General features: G+C 64.1%; 19 protein-coding genes and 2 pseudogenes. 9 read left to right on the plus strand and 12 right to left on the minus strand.

The window, feature by feature from the left end; translation table 11 throughout:
* Positions 1–237: 237 nt before the first annotated feature.
* Entirely contained in the window at positions 238–855 is a 618-nt protein-coding gene (locus PU724_RS12550; protein ID WP_127286334.1) for a PilZ domain-containing protein, read from the minus strand.
* A gap of 126 nt (positions 856–981) precedes the next feature.
* Positions 982–1,620, minus strand: a complete 639-nt coding sequence (locus tag PU724_RS12555; RefSeq protein ID WP_127286333.1) for a PAS domain-containing protein — start codon at positions 1,618–1,620, stop codon at positions 982–984.
* Between the two features lie 579 nt (positions 1,621–2,199).
* Between PU724_RS12555 and PU724_RS12560 the strand changes: the two are divergent.
* Positions 2,200–3,244, plus strand: a pseudogene (locus PU724_RS12560) (substrate-binding domain-containing protein).
* A gap of 74 nt (positions 3,245–3,318) precedes the next feature.
* Here the strand turns inward: PU724_RS12560 and PU724_RS12565 are convergent.
* The 5 genes and pseudogenes from PU724_RS12565 to PU724_RS12585 all read right to left on the minus strand — a co-directional run bounded on the left by PU724_RS12565 (position 3,319) and on the right by PU724_RS12585 (position 7,707).
* Positions 3,319–3,612 carry a MoaD/ThiS family protein gene (locus PU724_RS12565; RefSeq protein WP_127286331.1) on the minus strand — a complete coding sequence of 98 codons (294 nt, stop codon included), beginning with the start codon at positions 3,610–3,612 and terminating at the stop codon, positions 3,319–3,321.
* A gap of 5 nt (positions 3,613–3,617) precedes the next feature.
* Positions 3,618–4,700, minus strand: coding sequence for a WD40/YVTN/BNR-like repeat-containing protein (locus tag PU724_RS12570; protein ID WP_354421942.1), 1,083 nt, complete (start codon positions 4,698–4,700; stop codon positions 3,618–3,620).
* A 166-nt stretch (positions 4,701–4,866) separates the two neighbouring features.
* Positions 4,867–5,882: pseudogene (locus tag PU724_RS12575) on the minus strand (ABC transporter permease).
* Positions 5,879–7,411 carry a sugar ABC transporter ATP-binding protein gene (locus PU724_RS12580; RefSeq protein ID WP_354421940.1) on the minus strand — a complete coding sequence of 511 codons (1,533 nt, stop codon included), beginning with the start codon at positions 7,409–7,411 and terminating at the stop codon, positions 5,879–5,881. Before PU724_RS12580 ends, PU724_RS12575 begins: the two are co-directional and overlap by 4 nt.
* 62 nt (positions 7,412–7,473) lie before the next feature.
* Positions 7,474–7,707 (minus strand): hypothetical protein, encoded by a 234-nt coding sequence (locus PU724_RS12585; protein WP_348633283.1) that lies wholly within the window; start codon positions 7,705–7,707, stop codon positions 7,474–7,476.
* A gap of 196 nt (positions 7,708–7,903) precedes the next feature.
* Between PU724_RS12585 and PU724_RS12590 the strand changes: the two genes are divergently transcribed.
* The 3 genes from PU724_RS12590 (at position 7,904) to PU724_RS12600 (ending at position 10,236) form a co-directional block, all read left to right on the plus strand.
* Positions 7,904–8,635, plus strand: a complete 732-nt coding sequence (locus PU724_RS12590; RefSeq protein WP_127393669.1) for a rhomboid family intramembrane serine protease — start codon at positions 7,904–7,906, stop codon at positions 8,633–8,635.
* A 198-nt stretch (positions 8,636–8,833) separates the two neighbouring features.
* Positions 8,834–9,658: an SDR family oxidoreductase gene (locus tag PU724_RS12595; RefSeq protein WP_127286791.1), complete on the plus strand. Its 825-nt coding sequence runs from the start codon at positions 8,834–8,836 to the stop codon at positions 9,656–9,658.
* Positions 9,659–9,804: 146 nt separating this feature from the next.
* Positions 9,805–10,236 carry a CBS domain-containing protein gene (locus PU724_RS12600; RefSeq protein WP_126054363.1) on the plus strand — a complete coding sequence of 144 codons (432 nt, stop codon included), beginning with the start codon at positions 9,805–9,807 and terminating at the stop codon, positions 10,234–10,236.
* A gap of 60 nt (positions 10,237–10,296) precedes the next feature.
* Here PU724_RS12600 and PU724_RS12605 read toward each other — a convergent pair whose 3' ends face one another.
* The gene (locus PU724_RS12605) at positions 10,297–10,554 is read right to left on the minus strand and encodes a YjhX family toxin (protein WP_127286790.1); all 258 of its coding nucleotides are present in this window, start codon (positions 10,552–10,554) and stop codon (positions 10,297–10,299) included.
* A gap of 282 nt (positions 10,555–10,836) precedes the next feature.
* Between PU724_RS12605 and gatB the strand changes: the two genes are divergently transcribed.
* Positions 10,837–12,336, plus strand: a complete 1,500-nt coding sequence (gene gatB / locus PU724_RS12610) for an Asp-tRNA(Asn)/Glu-tRNA(Gln) amidotransferase subunit GatB (protein ID WP_127286789.1) — start codon at positions 10,837–10,839, stop codon at positions 12,334–12,336.
* 4 nt (positions 12,337–12,340) lie between these two features.
* Complete coding sequence (locus PU724_RS12615; RefSeq protein ID WP_128346591.1) at positions 12,341–12,829, plus strand: GNAT family N-acetyltransferase; 489 nt, start codon at positions 12,341–12,343, stop codon at positions 12,827–12,829.
* A gap of 54 nt (positions 12,830–12,883) precedes the next feature.
* Here the strand turns inward: PU724_RS12615 and panC are convergent, their stop codons facing one another.
* A complete protein-coding gene (gene panC / locus PU724_RS12620; RefSeq protein ID WP_127287309.1) occupies positions 12,884–13,738 on the minus strand; it encodes a pantoate--beta-alanine ligase in 855 nt (284 codons plus the stop codon).
* Entirely contained in the window at positions 13,735–14,574 is an 840-nt protein-coding gene (panB, locus tag PU724_RS12625; RefSeq protein ID WP_128275882.1) for a 3-methyl-2-oxobutanoate hydroxymethyltransferase, read from the minus strand. The genes panC and panB overlap by 4 nt, the downstream gene beginning before the upstream one ends.
* Positions 14,575–14,799: 225 nt before the next feature.
* Between panB and PU724_RS12630 the strand changes: the two genes are divergently transcribed.
* From PU724_RS12630 to PU724_RS12640, 3 genes are all read left to right on the plus strand, one after another.
* Complete coding sequence (locus tag PU724_RS12630) at positions 14,800–15,198, plus strand: NADH:ubiquinone oxidoreductase subunit NDUFA12 (protein WP_127287276.1); 399 nt, start codon at positions 14,800–14,802, stop codon at positions 15,196–15,198.
* 125 nt (positions 15,199–15,323) lie between these two features.
* Positions 15,324–15,860, plus strand: a complete 537-nt coding sequence (locus PU724_RS12635) for a DUF2155 domain-containing protein (RefSeq protein WP_128275883.1) — start codon at positions 15,324–15,326, stop codon at positions 15,858–15,860.
* Positions 15,861–15,945: 85 nt separating this feature from the next.
* A complete protein-coding gene (locus PU724_RS12640; protein WP_126054370.1) occupies positions 15,946–16,332 on the plus strand; it encodes a hypothetical protein in 387 nt (128 codons plus the stop codon).
* 11 nt (positions 16,333–16,343) lie between these two features.
* On the opposite strand, the gene aat is transcribed toward PU724_RS12640, so the two are convergent.
* Both aat and accC read right to left on the minus strand, forming a co-directional pair.
* A complete protein-coding gene (gene aat, locus PU724_RS12645; protein WP_292348639.1) occupies positions 16,344–16,961 on the minus strand; it encodes a leucyl/phenylalanyl-tRNA--protein transferase in 618 nt (205 codons plus the stop codon).
* Between the two features lie 28 nt (positions 16,962–16,989).
* Positions 16,990–18,333, minus strand: a complete 1,344-nt coding sequence (gene accC / locus PU724_RS12650; protein WP_127392477.1) for an acetyl-CoA carboxylase biotin carboxylase subunit — start codon at positions 18,331–18,333, stop codon at positions 16,990–16,992.
* Positions 18,334–18,340: the final 7 nt, after the last annotated feature.

An 18,340-nucleotide genomic window follows, 5' to 3' on the forward strand; every position in this document is an offset into this window, starting at 1 on the left:
CCATCCCACAGTCGGATTTATTTGACGCAAAAACCCGAAGTAGACATTGAGTAAAACCCCAATAGAATAAGCATAAAATTTGAATTAGCTTGATCTAAAATTCTGGCGGCCTTGTTAAGGGCGGCATTGCGCCGAATGGCCGGTGTTCGTTAACGGGCGCAGGCGGGTGCGGGGACGGGCGAAAAACAAAAAACCGGCCGCGACGGGCCGGTTCGGTTGTTGGTCGCGCGCCGTTCGTCAGGCGCGCGGCGTGTTGAATTCGGAATCCAGTGTTTCCGGCCGCTGGATGACGGCGAATTCGACGGCGACGCCATCCTCGAAATGACGCACCACCTGGCCGCGCATCGTGCCCAGCATGATCTGCACGCCGATCGCCGGCTTGACGTCGATCTCGACCGCCGCGCCCGAGAGCGACAGGTCGATGATGCGGCACTGGTACTGGCGCCCGTCGGTGAGCTGAAGCACGCTCATCGGGTTGCGCGGCGCGACGCGTTCGTGGCGGCGGTCTTCCGGCAGGTCGAGCTCGTGCTTGTTGGCAAGCCAGGTCAGCTGCGCGGCGAGCTTGTCCTTCTTGCGGTCCGAGGCGATGACCGTCATCGCGAAGCCGTCCTGCGAGGTGCGGGTCACGATGCCCTCGACGCGGCCGATGTGATCGATATAGGCGATGACCTTCTCGCCCGGCATGCCGACCCGCTCGGTCCGCAGCGCCACATTGCCCGGCGACATGTCGATCACCTGGCACGGGTGCTCGGTGCGGTCCTCCAGCATGAAGCGCCCATAGATCTTGACCCGGACGCGCTGAAAGTTACGCCTTTCGGCGCGGGACGGCGCGTAGTCGACCGCCGTTGACCTCATGACTGCCTACACCCCGTTGGCATTCCGCGCGTAGATGCGAGGAATTTCACCCGCAAAACTACAGCAAAGCAGGTTAACAAAGGGGAAAAGCCGAGCCCTTTGCGCTCGATCCGGAGACGGATTTGGCTATTCGCCGCGCCCGCCCTCGAACACGACCAGATGACGGATGCGACGTGCGCGGCCGAGCGCCGAAAACGTTTCTGGCGGGTCGAATTCGGACGGAACAAGCGAGGGAACGTTGATCGCCGGCCGGTTCTTCAGGAACATCGGCTCCTTGTCCGGATCGACGACGCGGATCGAATCGATCAGCGCGTCGGTGATCGGGTCGGCGCCGAGCCAGAATGGTCTTTCGGCAGCGCTGATGACGCCGAGGCAGCGCGGATTCTCGACGCCGCCGTCGAGCGGCAGCGCAAGCAGCTCGAACTTGTTGGAACGGCCGTTGCGGCTGAAGCCCTCATAGGTGATGAGCACTACGGACTTCTGCTCGAAGACGCCGTGGACCAGCCGCGAGACGAGCCGTTGGTCCTTCTCGCGCCACAGCGAGGGGAAGGAAAACCCCTTGAGCTCGCGGCCATAGCCGGCACAAAGCCTCGTCCCGGCCAGCCGGAACACGGCTTCACCGCGCGTATCCCTTTCCAGGATGAATGTGTCGGCCAAAAGCGACTTGATGTCGGCGGGCTCCACTTCCGAACGCTTCGGGGCGGGGCGCCCATCACGCAGCTGGTTCCAATATTGGAACAGCGTGATCGATCCGTTCTGGTTCATTGTGTGCTCTTTCGCGCAATCTGTCTTTTCATGTCCCATCGGCGAACAGACAGGGCGCCCTCCGATGACTACATGCGTTGCGGAGCAGGATGCGTGCCAGCATCGTTAACACTTGTTCACGGATCGGGGACGTTAAGGTTAACAAGTGGTTTACGTTGCCGCCGAACCCTGCCTGTGGCACACCAAAACCACTCCAGAAGCGGTCGTTTCGCGACGATCGGCAGCACTTCAGTTAAGAGTTTCAGGGGAGCAGGGGGCTCGACCGGCCGTTCAAGGGGGGACCTTGGACGGCTTCTTTTTGATTCGCGCATGCAGCGATTCGCGGCATGAGCGGGCGGGAAGCTCTCCAGCGGCCGCAACAGCCATGACGCCCTCGAGCGCAGGCTCGCCGCGCGATCCCCGGACAGCGTGATTGGTAACAGCAACATTTGCCAATCGCACGCTTGGAAAGAGAAAAATCTGCGTTCCGGGCGGCTCCGCCGCCGCTGTACCTTTCGCGAATTCGCACATCGAGGCGCGACGGCGGCGATCCCGCAGTCCGGAGACGTGCCTTGTCGGCGTATTCACGGGGAATTTCTCATGAAGACTTCCATTCTAGGACTATTCGCCGCCGGCCTGCTCGCTTGCGCCGTGCCAGTCGGTGCGGCGTCCGCTGCGGGGATCGCCGGTGCTCCGGCGCCCTTCGACAAGGGCGGCGTAAAGGTGGCGCTCGTCACCTTCATCTCGGCCGGTGATTTCTTCCAGGCCTATCAGGCCGGCGCGACGAAACAGGCGAAAGCGCTCGACATCGACCTGCAGATCTTTTCCGGCCGGCAGGACGCGGCCGCGCAGCGCGATCAGATCGAGCAGGCGATCAATCTCGGCGTGCAGGCCATCATCATCGACCACGGCCAGCCCGAGGCGCTGAAGGACGTTGCGCAAAAGGCGCTCGATGCCGGCATCAAGGTCGTCGCCTTCGACGTCAATCTCGACAATCCCAAAATCCCGCAGGTCGAACAGTCCGATCACGAGCTTGCCAAGGCGGCGCTCGGCCAGGCGCTCAAGGACAACGGTACGTCGTTCCATGCAGGCTATGTCTATGTCGCCGGCTTCGCGCCGCTCGACCGCCGCAACGAGATCTGGGACGAGACCAAGAAGGCCAATCCCGGCATCGTCGAGAAGGCGCGCTGGGGAACGGTCAACGACACGACCGCGGTGTCGACCGCCGATCAGACCAAGGCGGCCTTCCAGGCCAATCCCGATATCAGCGTCGTCTTCGCTCCCTATGACGAGTTCGCGCGCGGCGTGAAACTCGCCACCGACGAACTCGGCATCTCCGGCAAGGTGAAGATCTACTCGGCCGACGTGTCTACAGGCCGACATCACGGAGATCACCGCGGAAGGAAGCCCGTGGGTCGCCACCGCCGCCACCAATCCGGCTGTCGTCGGCGCGGTTTCGGTGCGGGCCGCGGCCAAGCTGGTCGCCGGCGAGGATCCGGGACACAGCATCGTCGTCAAGCCGGTGCTGCTGACGCAGGAGGAACTGCGCAAGAACGGCATCAAGACGGTCGAGGATCTCGATGCCAAGCTTCCCGCCTTCGGCCAGAGCGACGCGGCCGCCGCCAGCTGGATTCCAACCAACTGATCTTCCTTCTCCTCTCCCTCGCTTGCCGCGCGGGAGAGGAGAAATTGCCCGAAGGCTTGGGCAGCCCTTTGCGTCTAGCCGCCGCTGATTGCCGTCAGGACAAAAACCTCGGTGCCGGGCGCTAACCTGGTTTCCAGGGTTGCCCTCTCACCATCGAGGAAGACGTTCATGTGGCGGCGGATGGCGGGGCGGGAATCGCAGATTCGGTCGCGCATGCCGGGCCAGCGCGCGTCCAGCCCGTCAATCATTTCCTTCACGGTGGAGGCCGGCAGTTCGACCCGGCGCGGCGCGCCAGGAAACAGGTCGATGAGCACGCCCGGGAGCCGCGCGACGACCAGGGGCACATTGCGGGCGGTGGCGTTCGACATTTGCGTTACTCGCTCACCACCATCGCCTCGACGGACAGGATCGCGGGCAGATGCTGAGCGATCTCCGACCAGTTTTCGCCTTCATCGGCACTGGCGAAAAGCGAGCCGCCGCTGGTGCCGAAATAGACGCCGGCCGGCTCGAGGCTGTCGGTCGCCATAGCCTGCCGCAACACGCCCGCATAGCAGTTCTCCTGCGGCAGGCCCTTGCGCTCGTCCAACCAGGTGGCGCCAGCATCTTCGGTCTTCCAGACCGCCGCCTTCGCGTCCGGCACGTAGCGGCCGGCACTGTCGCCGTTGAGCGGCAGAAGGAACAGCGTGTCGGCGTCGCGCGGATGCGTGGCCGCGGGAAATCCGAACGTCGAGGGAAGGCCCTTCTCGATGCTCTGCCAGCTCTTGCCGCCGTCGTCGGAGCGGTACATGCCGCAATGGTTCTGCTGGTAGAGCCGATCGGGCTTGCCGGGCGCCATCACCAGGCAGTGCACGCACTGGCCGAACTCTGGATAGTTTTGCCCTTCGGGCAGGAAGTCGGCGCGTGTGCCGCGGTTGCGCGGCTCCCACGTCTTGCCGCCATCCCAGGTGTAGAACACGCCCGCTGACGAGATGCCCACCCAGATCTGCTCCTCGTCCCTGGGGTGCGTGACGATGGAATGGAGGATGAGGCCGGCGCCGCCCGGGTTCCAGTCCTTGCGGCTTGGGTGACGCTGCAGGCCCTCGATGTGGCGCCAGGTGACGCCGTCGTCATCGGAGCGAAACAGGCCGGCCGGCTGCACGCCGGCATAGAGGCTGCCGTTGCGCCTTGCGAGGCTCCACACCGCCTTGATCGGTTCCTCGCCGGCATCATAGGCCAAGCCCTCACTGGAATGCGTCCAGGTCTCGCCAAGGTCGTCCGACTTCCAGACCGCCGGCCCGAACCACTCATTGCCGCCAGCGCCGTAGATCGCGCCGGTCTTAGGGTCGCCGACGACATGATTCATCGGCCAGTGCTCGCAGAACGGACCACGCAGCTTCCAAGACCCGCGCTTGCCGTCGCTCTCGGCGATGAAGGCGCCTTTTTTCGTGCCGATCAGGACCAGGACTTTTTCCGGCATTTTTCTCCTCCCGTTCGCATAGCTACCATCAAGGACGGCGGAGCGCGGGCCTAGCCGACAGGATCAGAGAATTTTTTGCAGTCTAAACCCGTCGAGGCCAAGCTGAGAAGATATGCCGCCGCAATTACGGACGAAAACCGCAAACACACTTTTCCTGGAATTGCTCTCAGCGCTTCTTTCCGAGGCCGAAGGTCGCCGCCAGCGCGCCGACCAGCACGACGCCCTTGACGAAATCCTGCGTGTAGTAGGGCGCGTTCAGCATGGTGAGGCCGTTCAAGAGCACGCCGACGAAGATCGCGCCGACGACCGTGCCGATCACATGCGGGCGGCGCTTGTCGAGCACGGCATAGCCGATCAGCGAGGCCGCGACCGCATCGAGCAGCAGCGAGTTGCCGGCCGAGACGTCGCCGCGGCCGACGCGCGAGGCAACGATCAGGCCGCCGAGCGACGCCAGCGTGCCCGAGATGACATAGGCGGAGAGGCGGTACGCCTTGGTCGGCGCGCCGGAGAGGTGCGCGGCCGTCTCGTTGCCGCCGATGGCATAGAAGACGCGCCCCCAGCGCGTGCGCTCCATCAGGAACCAGGCGAGGAGGGCGACGAGCGCCATCGCCACGACGGACAGCGGAACGAGGTCGAGGAGCCGCGAGCGTCCGAGGATCAGGAAGGCAGGATCGTAGGCGCCGGGCACCGTCGAGCCGTCGGGAAGCACCATGCCGGCGGTGATCGAGCGGCCGCCGGTCGGGATCAGCTGCAGGCCAGCCAGCAGGAACATGGTCGCCAGCGTCGCGAGAAGATCCGGCACGCCGACGCGGACGATCAGCAGCCCGTTGGCGAGGCCGATCAGAGCGCCCATCAGCAGGACAAGCGCCATCGTTTCGGCGGCATCCATCTGCCACACGACCATGGCATAGCTTGCCGCCATCACCGAGGAGGCGGCGACGCTGCCCCGACCGAGAGATCGAAGCCATCCGCCGCCATGGTGATTGACACCCCGACGCCGAGGATCGCGACCACCGAAACCGCCTGCAGGATCGAGAACAGATTGGCCGAGCGGATGAAGGCGGGCTGCACATACCAGAAGCCGATGACCATCAGGGCAAGCAGCGCGAAGAGCGCGTATCGGCGGATCTCGCGCAGAAGCGAGGGACGCGGGGCGGCTTGCGTTGTCGTCAATTCGGTCATCGCGGGTCTCCGGCGGTCTCCTCGCCCTCGACCCTGTCGATCCGGTCGCTGAGCGGGCCATGGCCATCTTCGGCCGCATGAAGGGAATGGTTGCGCATGACGAGGATGCGGTCGGCGACTTCCAGCGCCTCCTCGGTGTCGCTGGTCGCGATCAGCGTGGCCGAGCCGCTCTGGCTGCCGCGGATGGCGGCGATCAGGTCGGCGCGAGCGCCGACATCGACGCCCTGGAACGGCTCGTCGAGCAGGAGCAGCCGACAAGGCGCCGCCTGCCAGCGGGCGAGCACGACCTTTTGCTGGTTGCCGCCGGAAAGCTCGTCGAGCGTGTCGTCCGGACCGCGCGCCTTGATGCCGAGCCGTGCGATCGCCTCGGCGGCGACCTTGCGCTCGCGCTTGGTACTGAGCAGCCCTCCCGGAAACCAGCGTTTCAGATGCGGCAGGGCGATGGTGCCGGCGATGGAGGCGCCGGGAACTTCCGGAGGCAGCAGCGAGGATTGCCAGCGATCCTCAGCGACCATGAACACGCCGTTCTCGATCGACTGTCCTGGCCCGCTCGAAAGCCAGGGTTTCCCATCAAGCCCGAAAGTGCCTTCGGCAAGGGTTTCAAGGCCGAAAAGGGCGCGCAGCAGCCGGCTCTTGCCGGAGCCAAGCGTGCCGGTGATGGCGACGACCTCGCCTGAGCGGAGGTCGAGGTCGAAAGGTGCGGCGCCCGCGACCAGCCTGGCGCCCTTGACCGACAGGACCACGGGTGCGGTCGACGCCTCGCCAAGATGGGTGGCGGCCTCCAGCGGCCGGCCGATCATGGCGGCAACCGCCGCCGGGAAGTCGATCGGCCTGGCAAAAGCGCCGACCATGCGGCCACCGCGCATGACGACGGCGCGATCGGCGATCGCAGCGAGGTCGCCGAGCCGGTGTGAAATGTAGAGGGTGGCCATGCCGCTGTCGCGCAACCGCTTGACGACGGCGAACAGCCGTTCGGCTTCGGTGGCCGACAGGCTCGATGTCGGCTCGTCGAGGATCAGCAAGGAGGCGCTCGCCGCGACGGCGCGGGCGATGGCGATCAACTGCCGTTCGGCTGGGCGCAAATCGACGAAGTCGCGGTCGAGCGGCAGGTCGAGATCGATCAGCGCCGCGATCTCCCGCGCGCGCTTGCGGATCGACCTGTTCGAGACCAGAAAACGCCCGCCCGGGCTGCAGAGCTCGTCGAGCGCCAGATTCTCGGCGACCGTCAATCCGGCAGCCCCCGCCTGGTCTGTCGCTTGATGCACCGTCGCGATGCCGGCGGCCTTGGCGGCGCTGGGCGAGGCGAAGGTGATCGCCTTGCCGCCTAGCGTGATCGTGCCCGCATCCGGCGTGTGCGAACCCGACAGGATCTTCACCAAGGTCGATTTGCCGGCGCCGTTGGCGCCCATCAGCGCCACGACCTCGCCGGAGGCGACGGCAAGGTCGGCGCCGGCGAGCGCACGCGTCGGGCCGAAGGATTTCTCGATGCCGGCAACGGAGACGGCGATGGCGGAGGCGGCTTGTGGCAAGGTGCGTTGGCTTCGGCTGGTGGGCTGCGTTGGGTGGGGCGGCGGGTGACGCTTGTCACCCCTCATATTCCAAGATCGCTGGTCCGGCATTGTGGTCTGGCGAATAGACGACGCCGTTGGCGTCGACGAACGTCGGTCGACTGGATCACCTGCGGCCGGTTCGGGCGCTTGTCGACCATGCAGGCAGGCGCCGCCGGGACCAGCGCGCCGGTTTCCATCGGCGTGTAGGGGTCGGATATGTCGAACACGCGCATGCCGGCATTCTGATAGGTGGCCCCTTTGAAAATCGGCCGCATTCTAGGAAGGGGTCTTGTTGCTTCCGAGAACGCGCGTTGCGAGTTTCGCGAACGCCAGAGCATTTCCGCTTCGTTTCCTTTCGGTTCGTAGCAATTGAAAGCGAGGCTGCGCCGGGTGCCGTGGAGGAACAGAAGTGTTTCAACCTGGGCGCCCTTGCTCTAAAGCTCGCCAATCGAATCCCTGGACCCGTTGTGAATGAGCGAACCGGTTAGCCCTTCGGAAATCGAACAGACGGATGACGCGCCCGAGCCGCGCCGCGAACCGATATTCAATCTGCCGCCGGTGGTGCTGGCGGTGATCGGCATCTGCGTCGTCGTCCACCTGATCCGCGTTTACGCGCTCACCGACGATCAGGATTTCGCCCTGCTGGTGCGGGCAGCGTTCATCCCGGTGCGCTATTCCGGCCGCTACGATCTCGATGTCTATGCTTTCACCAGCCCCTTCACCTATGCCTTCCTGCATGGCGGGCTCGCGCATCTCGTGATCAACATGGTGTGGCTGGCCGCTTTCGGCTCGCCGTTGGCGAACCGCTACGGCGCGCTTCGCTTCGCGCTGTTCTTCGGGGCGACCGGGCTTGCGGCGGTTGCGTTGTTCTTTGCCTTGCATCCGCTCGAGCAGACGCCGCTGGTCGGCGCGTCGGGGGCGATCTCGGGCATGATGGGAGCGGCCGCGCGCTACGGCTTCCGTGTCGATCGCTCGTCCGGCCATGCGGCCTTCGCCGGAGCGCCGCTGCCGATCGGCGCGGTGCTGCGCTCGCGCGGCGTCATGACTTTTCTTGGCGTCTGGATGGTCATCAACCTCGTCACCGGACTTGTCGGCTTTGCTCCCGGCATCGACGGCCAGATCGCCTGGGAGGCCCATATTGGCGGCTTCGTCGCCGGCTTTTTCGGGGTGCGCGTTTTCGACCGCCGCGACCGGACGCCCTGAGCGATCCCTGCTGCGGGCCAAGACGTGAGGTTTCCGAGCGCCATTCTTGCTCCGATTGCATCCCTTCGAAGCCTATTTATTGGAATCTCTCCATCATTCTAATGCTTTGGAACGTTGGCTTACCACCACTTTACACCTTTTCGTCATCTTGCATCGCGCTCCGCCACACGCATACATTGTGGAAAGGAAGCTAGGACGATGTCCAAATCCAACAATCTCGGGAAAGCCGAGGCCGCCATCGCAGGCGATGTTGGCCCCGATACGCAGGCCAAGGATCCTGCGAGCCCTTTGTTCAGCAAGAAACTCTATCAGCAGTGCGCCCTGGTCGCCGGAGCAAGCGGCGGGATTGGCAGATGCATTTCCTTGGCCCTGGCAATGGCTGGGGCGCGTTTATGTCTAGTGGGTCGAGACGAAAGTCGACTAAATTGCACAGCCGATCTCTGCAGGCCGTTTGGGCAACAAGTCAATATCAGGATATGCGATCTAACTGATGAAACAGCGATCAAACAATTGTGTCGTTGTATTGATCGGGCATTCGGCCGCCTTGACATACTGGTTCACTGCGCTGGAATCATAAGTCACGGAAAATTGGAAGAGGCCGCTGCGAAGCAGATCGATTTGCAATATGCCGCCAATGTGCGTGGGCCTCTGGTCCTTACACAGAAAGCGCTGCCTCTCCTTAGGCGACCCAGAGGTCAAATTGTCTTCATCAACTCAAGCGCGGGGCTGACTTGCGCAGCAGGACGAGGCCATTTCGCGGCTACCCAACATGCGCTCAAATCCATTGCCGACACCCTCAGGCAGGAGGTCAATGGGGACGATGTGCGCGTTCTCAGCGTATTTCCGGGCCGCACAGCGACGACCAGAACCGAAAATTTATGTGTGAACGAGGGACGAGCTTTCGAGCCAGATCTGCTACTCCAACCGGAGGATGTCGCCGCAATCGTGATTGATTCACTTACGCTCCCGTGGACCGCCGAGGTAACGGAGATCAGCATTCGGCCGATGAAGAAATCCTACTGAGATAGCGATCCGTCGGACTGCCGCGACGCGGCAGGCCAGACAGGCCGCGCCGCACTTGAAATGCAAACAATCACGGCGCACCATGTTCACCGGAACGTGAATGCCGGTCAGGGCAGGAACCGGCAGCAAAAGCTGAGGAGGACGCCATGACTGTTAAGGCAATTCTCGAGAAGAAGGGCCATGACGTGTTGACGCTCGGGCCGAACGAAAAGCTGAGCGAGGCCATTCGCATCCTGACCGAACACAGGATCGGCGCGCTGGTCATCACCAATGGCGACCACAAGATCGTCGGCATCCTCTCCGAGCGCGATATCGTGCGCGTGCTGGCCAAGGAAGGTGCTGCGGCGCTCGATATTGCGGTGCGTTCGGCGATGACGCCGAAGGTGAAGATCTGCAACGAGAACCACACCGTCAACGAGGTGATGGAGATCATGACCAAGGGCCGCTTCCGCCATCTGCCGGTGGAAAAGGACGGCCTGCTCTATGGCATCGTGTCGATCGGCGACGTCGTCAAGCGTCGCATCGAGGATGTCGAGCGCGAGGCCGAGGAGATCAGGGCCTATATCGCCACCGCCTAGCGGACGCACAGACGATCCGCCGGCCGCTGCCGGTCGGCGGAAGTTGAGGCGCGAACGCCTCTATCTGTTGTCGAGTTCGGCGCGTACGAGTTCGAGCCCGCGCCGGGTGATGCGGTAGGGGCCGCCACCCGACGAGGACACCGCCTTCTTCCGTCTCAGTTTTCGAAAGAGCTCGAGATCGACGCCTGGGTAGCGCCAGCCGTCGCGGGTCAGGCATTGGACCGAAGCGATCTTCTTACTGGCATTCTTTTCCATTTCGATGCGCCCGCCCTGCGCGAGCAGGTGCAGGATGCGCTGTTCAATGCGCGAAATGTCCATCTGGAGAATTCCCGGGAAAACAACAAAAGCCGCCGCCGCGGGATTTCGCGGCACGGGGTTTCAGGTTTTGTCGCCCTGCCTCGCTACGAGGTCAGGGCCTTACCGGGACTGAGCGTAAGTGGACATCCACTCTCCATTGGATGGACGTCCTATAAGCGAAGGCGGCCGAAAAGGCCAGCATGCGGGCTTTGCGCTTGTCTGATGGAGCGGATTGCACTAGCGAAGGCCAACACCCAAATTCGCGAAAATCGCAAATCTCGCGAGCCAGAAGCGCAGGCCACCATGAGCATCATCGATACCCGCACGCCCGACGCAAAACGCCTGATCCCCGGCGCCACCGGCGACTGGGAAGTCATCATCGGCCTCGAAGTGCATGCCCAGGTCACCTCGGAGGCCAAGCTGTTCTCCGGGGCGGCGACCTCTTTCGGCGCGGCGCCCAATGCCAATGTCAGCCTGGTCGACGCGGCGATGCCCGGCATGCTGCCCGTCATCAATGAGGAATGCGTCAAGCAGGCAATCCGCACCGGCCTCGGCCTGAAGGCCGAGATCAATCACAAGTCGGTCTTCGACCGGAAGAACTATTTCTATCCGGACCTGCCGCAGGGCTACCAGATTTCGCAGTTCAAGCAGCCGATCGTCGGTGAGGGCAAGGTCATCGTCTCGGTTGGCCCGGACCGGCAGGGCGAGTTCGAGGACATCGAGGTCGGCATCGAGCGGCTGCATCTGGAGCAGGATGCCGGCAAGTCGATGCACGACCAGCATCCGACCATGTCCTATGTCGATCTCAACCGTTCCGGCGTGGCGCTGATGGAGATCGTCTCCAAGCCCGACATGCGCTCGGCCGACGAGGCCAAGGCCTATGTGACCAAGTTGCGCACCATCGTGCGTTATCTCGGCACCTGCGACGGCAACATGGACGAAGGCTCGCTGCGCGCCGACGTCAACGTCTCGGTGCGCAAGCCGGGCGGCGACTTCGGCACGCGCTGCGAGATCAAGAACGTCAACTCGATCCGCTTCATCGGCCAGGCCATCGAATACGAGGCGCGCCGACAGATCGCCGTCCTCGAGGATGGCGGCAAGATCGATCAGGAAACGCGGCTGTTCGACCCCAACAAGGGCGAGACGCGTTCGATGCGCTCCAAGGAAGAGGCGCATGACTACCGCTATTTCCCCGACCCGGATCTTCTGCCACTTGTATTCGACCAGGCCTATGTCGACGCGCTGGCCAAGGACCTGCCGGAACTGCCGGACGACAAGAAGGCAAGGCTGATAGCGGCGCTCGGCCTGTCGACCTACGACGCCTCGATCCTGGTGTCGGAAAAGCCGATCGCCGACTATTTCGAGAAGGTGGCTGCCGGGCGCGATGGCAAACTCGCCGCCAACTGGGTCATCAACGATCTGCTCGGCGCCCTCAACAAGGCCGGCAAAGACATCGAAAACGCTCCGGTTTCGCCCGAGCAGCTCGGCGCCGTCCTCGACCTGATCAAGGAAGGCACGATCTCCGGCAAGATCGCCAAGGACCTGTTCGAGATCGTCTGGAACGAGGGCGGCGATCCGCGCGCGCTCGTCGAAAGCCGCGGCATGAAGCAGGTCACCGACACCGGCGCCATCGAGAAGGCGGTGGATGAGGTGATCGCCGCCAATCCGGACAAGGTTGAGCAGGCGCGCGCCAAGCCGACCATGGCCGGCTGGTTCGTCGGCCAGGTGATGAAGGCGACCGGCGGCAAGGCCAATCCGCAGGCCGTCAACGACCTGGTCAAGGCCAAGCTCGGCATCGAATAAAGCGATGTTCGTCCGTACCGCCAGCGAGCGCGATCTTGTTGCGATCCGCGCGCTGCTGGTCGAGACGTGGCACGCGACCTATGACGCCATCTATGGCGTCGAAAGGGTGACGGCGATCACCGACGACTGGCATTCGATCGCCTCGCTGAAGGCGCGGCTGACGCGGCCGAACTCCGAATTCCTGGTCGCCGACGACGGCAAGCGGCTCGGCGGCATGGCTTTCGCCGCCGCCACCACCGACCCGAAGATTGTCCTCCTGCACCAGCTCTATGTGCACCCGGCCTGCCAGCGGCAAGGGATCGGCACGGCCTTGCTCGACGAGATCGAGGTCAGCTTTCCGGAGGCGAACAAGCTGCGCCTCGAAGTGGAAGAGGTCAACGCGGCGGCAATCGCCTTCTACCGATCGCAAGGCTTTGCGTCCGCCGGCAAAACCGCCGATTGCGGCGGCGGATCAGGGCTGCCGGCACTTATCCTGGAGAAGGCGCTCGGATAGTCACCGCGGGGGCAGCGCCGCGGGCGAAAGGTATGACCGGGCGCCTCAGGGCGGCTACATGCTGGCAGGGATTTCCAAGTTGTCGATCAGCCTGGTCGTGCCGAGCCAGGCGGCGGCGAGCAAGCGGCCTTCCCGATCGCGTCGCCAGGGAGCGAGTGTCAGGCTTTCGCGCGCGGCGACATAGTCCACCTTCTGGAAGCCTGCCTCGATGAGCGCCTGCCGGGCCTCGGCGGTCGCGCCGGCTTCGTCGGCGCCGGCTGCGAGCGCGGCCGCCGTCCGACGCAGAACCACGTTGAGCTGGCGCGCCACCGCAAGGCCTTTCTCGTCGAGATAGGCGTTGCGCGAGGACATGGCGAGGCCATGCGCGTCGCGGACCGTCGGCGCGCCGATGATGTCGACGGGCAGGTCGAGATCGCGGCAAAGCTGTCTGACGACGCAAAGCTGCTGATAGTCCTTCTCGCCGAAGATGGCACGGTCGGGAGCCGCCTGCAGGAAGAGCTTGGCCACGACGGTGGCGACACCGTCGAAGAAGCTCGGCCTGAACTCCGATTCCAGGCCGGAGGAGGGGCCGCCGACGGAAATCCTGGTGGCGAAGCCGGCCGGGTACATCTCCGCGACGCCTGGCGTGAAGGCGAGATGCGCTCCGGCTTCGGCCAGCCGGTCGAGGTCGCGGGCAAGTTGGCGCGGATATTTGTCGAGGTCTTCCGTCGGCGCGAACTGCGCCGGATTGACGAAGATCGAGACGACGCAGCGCTCGGCGCTTGCAAGCGCCATCCTGACCAGCGAGATGTGGCCGTCATGCAGCGCGCCCATGGTCGGCACCATGGCGATGCCGAGGCCCTCGCGCCGCCAGTCGCGGATTTGCTCGCGAAGGGCGGAAACCGTTTCGACGACGATCGGTCGGCTCATACGTTGTCCTTATCGGGTGTGGCGGCAAAGACGTGGTCCGGGCCGGGAAAAGTGCGGTCGCGCACCTCCGCCGCGAAGCGGGCGGCGGCGTCCGAGACGACATCGCGCAGGTGGGCATATTCCTTGACGAATTTCGGCACGCGGTCGACGGTCAGGCCGACCATGTCGTCGATGACCAGGATCTGGCCGTCGCAATCGCGGCTGGCGCCGATGCCGATGGTGGGAATGGCGACGGCGCGGGTAAGGTCAGCCGCGACGCTTTCGACCGTGCCCTCGATGACGACGGAAAAGGCGCCGGCCTTTTCCACCGCCTCGGCGTCGCGGAACAGGGTCGCGACATTGTCCTCGGTCCGGCCCTTGATCTTGTAGCCGCCGTCCTTCTCCACCGATTGCGGCTGCAGGCCGATATGGCCCATGACCGGGATGCCGCTGGCCACGATCGCAGCGATCTGCCCGGCCATGTCGACGCCGCCCTCCAGCTTGACCGCCTGGCAGCCCGTTTCCTCGACGATCCGCCGCGCCGAAGCGACGGCCTCAGCCGCCGAAGTCTCATAGCTGCCGGCCGGCATGTCGACGACCACGCAAGCCCTGGTGGAGCCGCGCATCACGGCCTGCCCGTGCGCGATCATCATCTCCAGCGATGCGCCGAGCGTGGTCGTGTGGCCGTGCAGCACCATGGCGACGCTGTCGCCGACCAAGAGCAGGTCGACGTGAGGATCAAGCAGGCGGGCGACAGGATAGGTATAGGCGGTCAGGCTGACGATCGGCACGCCGCCCTTGCGACGGCGAATGTCGTCGGCGCTGATCCGGCCACTGGCGGGCGGGTCTTGGACCAATCTTCACCTCCCTCAGCCGGCACCGACCAGGCGCCCGTTGGCGGGCGAGCAGAGCTTTAGAAATATGGGAACTGCTTGGCAAGCATGGCTGCGACCGCCCGCGCCGCTGTATCGATTTAGCGCACGAACCATTTACATTGCGGCCACGGCAAAACCCTTGCCTTCGCGGTTACCTGACGCCATAAGCAGGACAAAGGCGCAGCCGCTGCCGCCGCGAGGACTTGGATGAAAACTTTCCTTACGCAGTTTTTCACCTGGTGGAACAGCCAGACGCTGGGAACGCGCTTCCACACCTGGCGCCACGGCAGGAAGGTCGGCCAGGACGAAGCCGGCAACGTCTATTACGAGGGCGGCATCGATTCGGAAGGCCGCACCCGTCGCTGGGTCATCTACCGTGACTACTCGGAAGCCTCGAAGATCCCGCCGGGCTGGCACGGCTGGATCCATCACCGTGTCGACGTGGCGCCGCCGAGCGACGACTACCGGCCGCGCGAATGGCAGAAGCCGCACCAGGCGAACCTCACCGGCAGCCCCGCCGCCTACCGTCCGAAGGGCTCGGTGCTCACCAACCAGCATCGCCCGCAGGTGACCGGTGACTATGACGCCTGGACGCCCGGTTCGTAATCCACGGTCAAGGTGCTGATCGGTCCTTTGTCGCCACAATTGACGTTTAGCTGCTTGCTGATCTGAAAACGGCGACTAGCCTTGGCGTGAAAGAATCACCCGGGCGCAACCACCGGTATCCTCGCATGAGCATCTTCAGCCGAATCTCGATGGGCGCCGTGGCGGCGGCAGCAGCCGCTCTCGCCGTCTGCACGGTGACGTTTGCGGCCGCGCAGACACAGGCGGCGCCGGTGGCTGCCGACCGCATCACCAATCCGGTGGCCGAGTTCGCGGGCATCGACAAGATCACCGGCCGCATCATCACCTTCGATGTCTATATCGACGAGACGGTGCAGTTCGGCGCCCTGCAGGTGACGCCGCGCATCTGCTATTCGCGGCCGGAGACCGAGGAACCGAAGACTGATTCCTTCGTCGAGGTCGACGAGATCACGCTCGATCGCAAGATCCGCCGCATCTTCACCGGCTGGATGTTCGCCGAGAGCCCCGGCCTCAACGCCGTCGAGCATGCGGTCTATGACGTCTGGCTGAAGGGCTGCAAGCAGAAGTCGGACGTGCCGCCGCCCGAGGCCGCCAAGACCGGTGCGTCACAGGTCGATACGTCCAAGCCGAAGGCCGCCGCCGCTCCGGCTGCGACCGAGCCGGATAGCGGCGAGGCCAACTGATCCAACAGCAGATTCGGGGAACCGCTTCGTTCGCCACACGTTGGCAAAGAGCGATTGCGCACTGTTGCGCATGGAGGATCTTGCGATGTCTGCAACCAAGCACATGACGGTCAGCAAGAAGGAATTGCTAGACCTCGAAAGGGGATTCTGGACAGGCGATGCGGCCTACTACGCGGCCAACGCCGATGCCGAATGCCTCGTGGCCTTTCCGGAGATGGCGCATGCGATCAGCAATGCTGATCTGGCTAAAACCGCCAGCAAGCCACGTCGCTGGCGCGATCTCGACATCGACCTAAAGGGCATGGTCGAACCCGGCAGCGACATTGTCATGCTGACCTACGAGGCGCACGCGACGCGCGAGAATGGCGAAATCTACAACGCGCTGGTCAGCACCGGCTACGTGCATCGCACCAATGGCTGGAAGATGATGTTCCATGCGCAAACGCCGATAGAGGCTTCAGCAAAAGGCTGATCGCTACGGCCTCATGGCAAGAAGATGGCCTCGCCCTTCAAGGCCTCGGCCAGCATCTTCTCATATTGGCCGCGCGGCACGTCGACGGCGCCGAAGCGCTTGAGGTGCTCGGTGGTGAACTGGGTGTCCAGCAGCGCGAAGCCGCGCGCCTTCAACCGCTCGACCAGGTGATACAGACAGGTCTTGGACGCGTCCGTTTCCTTGGCGAACATGCTTTCGCCGAAGAACACGCGTCCGAGCGAGACGCCGTAGAGGCCGCCGACCAGCCTTTCCTCGCGCCAGGCCTCGACCGAATGGCAATGGCCGAGCCGATAGAGATCGACATAGGCCTCGCGGATCGGCGCGTTGATCCAGGTCGAGCGGCGTTCCTCTCGCCTTTCGGCGCAGCCGTCGATCGTCGCCTCGAAATCAAAATCGTAGCGGATCTCGAACGGGTGCTTGCGGATCGTCTTCTTCAGGCTGCGCGGCGTATGAAAGCCATCGAGGGGAATGATGCCGCGCGTCTCCGGCCGCACCCAGAACACTTCCGGATCGCTGGCGCTTTCGGCCATCGGGAAGACGCCCGACGCATAGGCCTTTAGCAACAGGTCGGTCGGGATGCGATAGCCGGGCGCATAGGGACGGGTCATCGCGGCATTATAACTGCAAGCTCAGCGGCTATTCCTCTTTAGCCAGATATTTTTCCAGCCAGTGGATGTCGTAGTCGCCATTGGCGATGTCGGGGTTGCCGACCAGGTCGCGGAACAGCGGCAGCGTCGTCTTTATGCCGTCGACGACGAATTCGTCCAGCGCCCGGCGCAGCCGCATCATGCATTCGACGCGGTTGCGGCCATGCACGATCAGCTTGCCGATCAGGCTGTCGTAGTAGGGCGGGATCTTGTAGCCGGAATAGACGCCGGAATCGACGCGGATGCCGAGCCCGCCAGGCGTGTGGAAATGGGTGATGGTGCCCGGCGAGGGCGTGAAGGTGCGCGGGTCCTCGGCATTGATACGGCATTCGATGGCGTGGCCGTTGAACTTGATGTCCTCCTGCCGGACCGAGAGACCGCCGCCGGAGGCGACACGGATCTGCTCGTGGACGAGATCGATGCCGGTGATCGCCTCCGTCACCGGATGCTCGACCTGCAGGCGGGTGTTCATTTCGATGAAATAGAATTCGCCGTCCTCATAGAGGAATTCGATGGTGCCGGCGCCGGAATAGCCGAGATCGGCGACGGCCTTGGCGCAGATGCCGCCGATGCGCGCGCGTTCCTCGGCATTGAGCGCAGGCGAATTCGCCTCTTCCCAGACCTTCTGGTGGCGGCGTTGCAACGAGCAGTCGCGCTCGCCGAAATGGACGCCGCGGCCGGCGCCATCGCCGAATACCTGCAATTCGATGTGGCGCGGCTTCTCCAGGTATTTCTCGATATAGACGGCGTCGTCGCCGAAGGCGGCGCCGGCTTCCGACTTTGCCGTCTGCAGGGCGATCTCGAGGTCGGCCTCGCTGCGCGCCACCTTCATGCCGCGCCCGCCGCCGCCGGCCGAAGCCTTGATGATGACGGGGTAGCCGATCTCGGCGGCGACGCGCTTGGCTTCCTTCTCTTCGCTGATCGCGCCGTCGGAGCCGGGAACGACCGGAATGCCCAGGCGCTTTGCGGTACGCTTGGCCTCGATCTTGTCGCCCATGATGCGGATATGGTCGCCGGTCGGGCCGATGAAGGTGATGTTGTGGGCGGCGAGGATGTCGGCGAACTTGGCGTTCTCCGACAGGAAGCCGTAGCCCGGATGCACCGCGTCGGCGCCGGTGATCTCGCAGGCGGCGACGATCTGGTGGATGTTGAGATAGCTGTCGCGTGACGGCGGCGGGCCGATGCAAACGCTCTCGTCGGCCAGCCTGACATGCATGGCGTCGGCGTCGGCCGTCGAATGCACCACCACGGTCTGGATACCGAGCTCCTTGCAGGCGCGCAGCACCCTGAGGGCGATTTCGCCGCGATTGGCGATGAGGATCTTCTGGAACATTCCCGGC

Source organism: Mesorhizobium abyssinicae (assembly GCF_049887195.1).
GTDB lineage: Bacteria > Pseudomonadota > Alphaproteobacteria > Rhizobiales > Rhizobiaceae > Mesorhizobium > Mesorhizobium abyssinicae.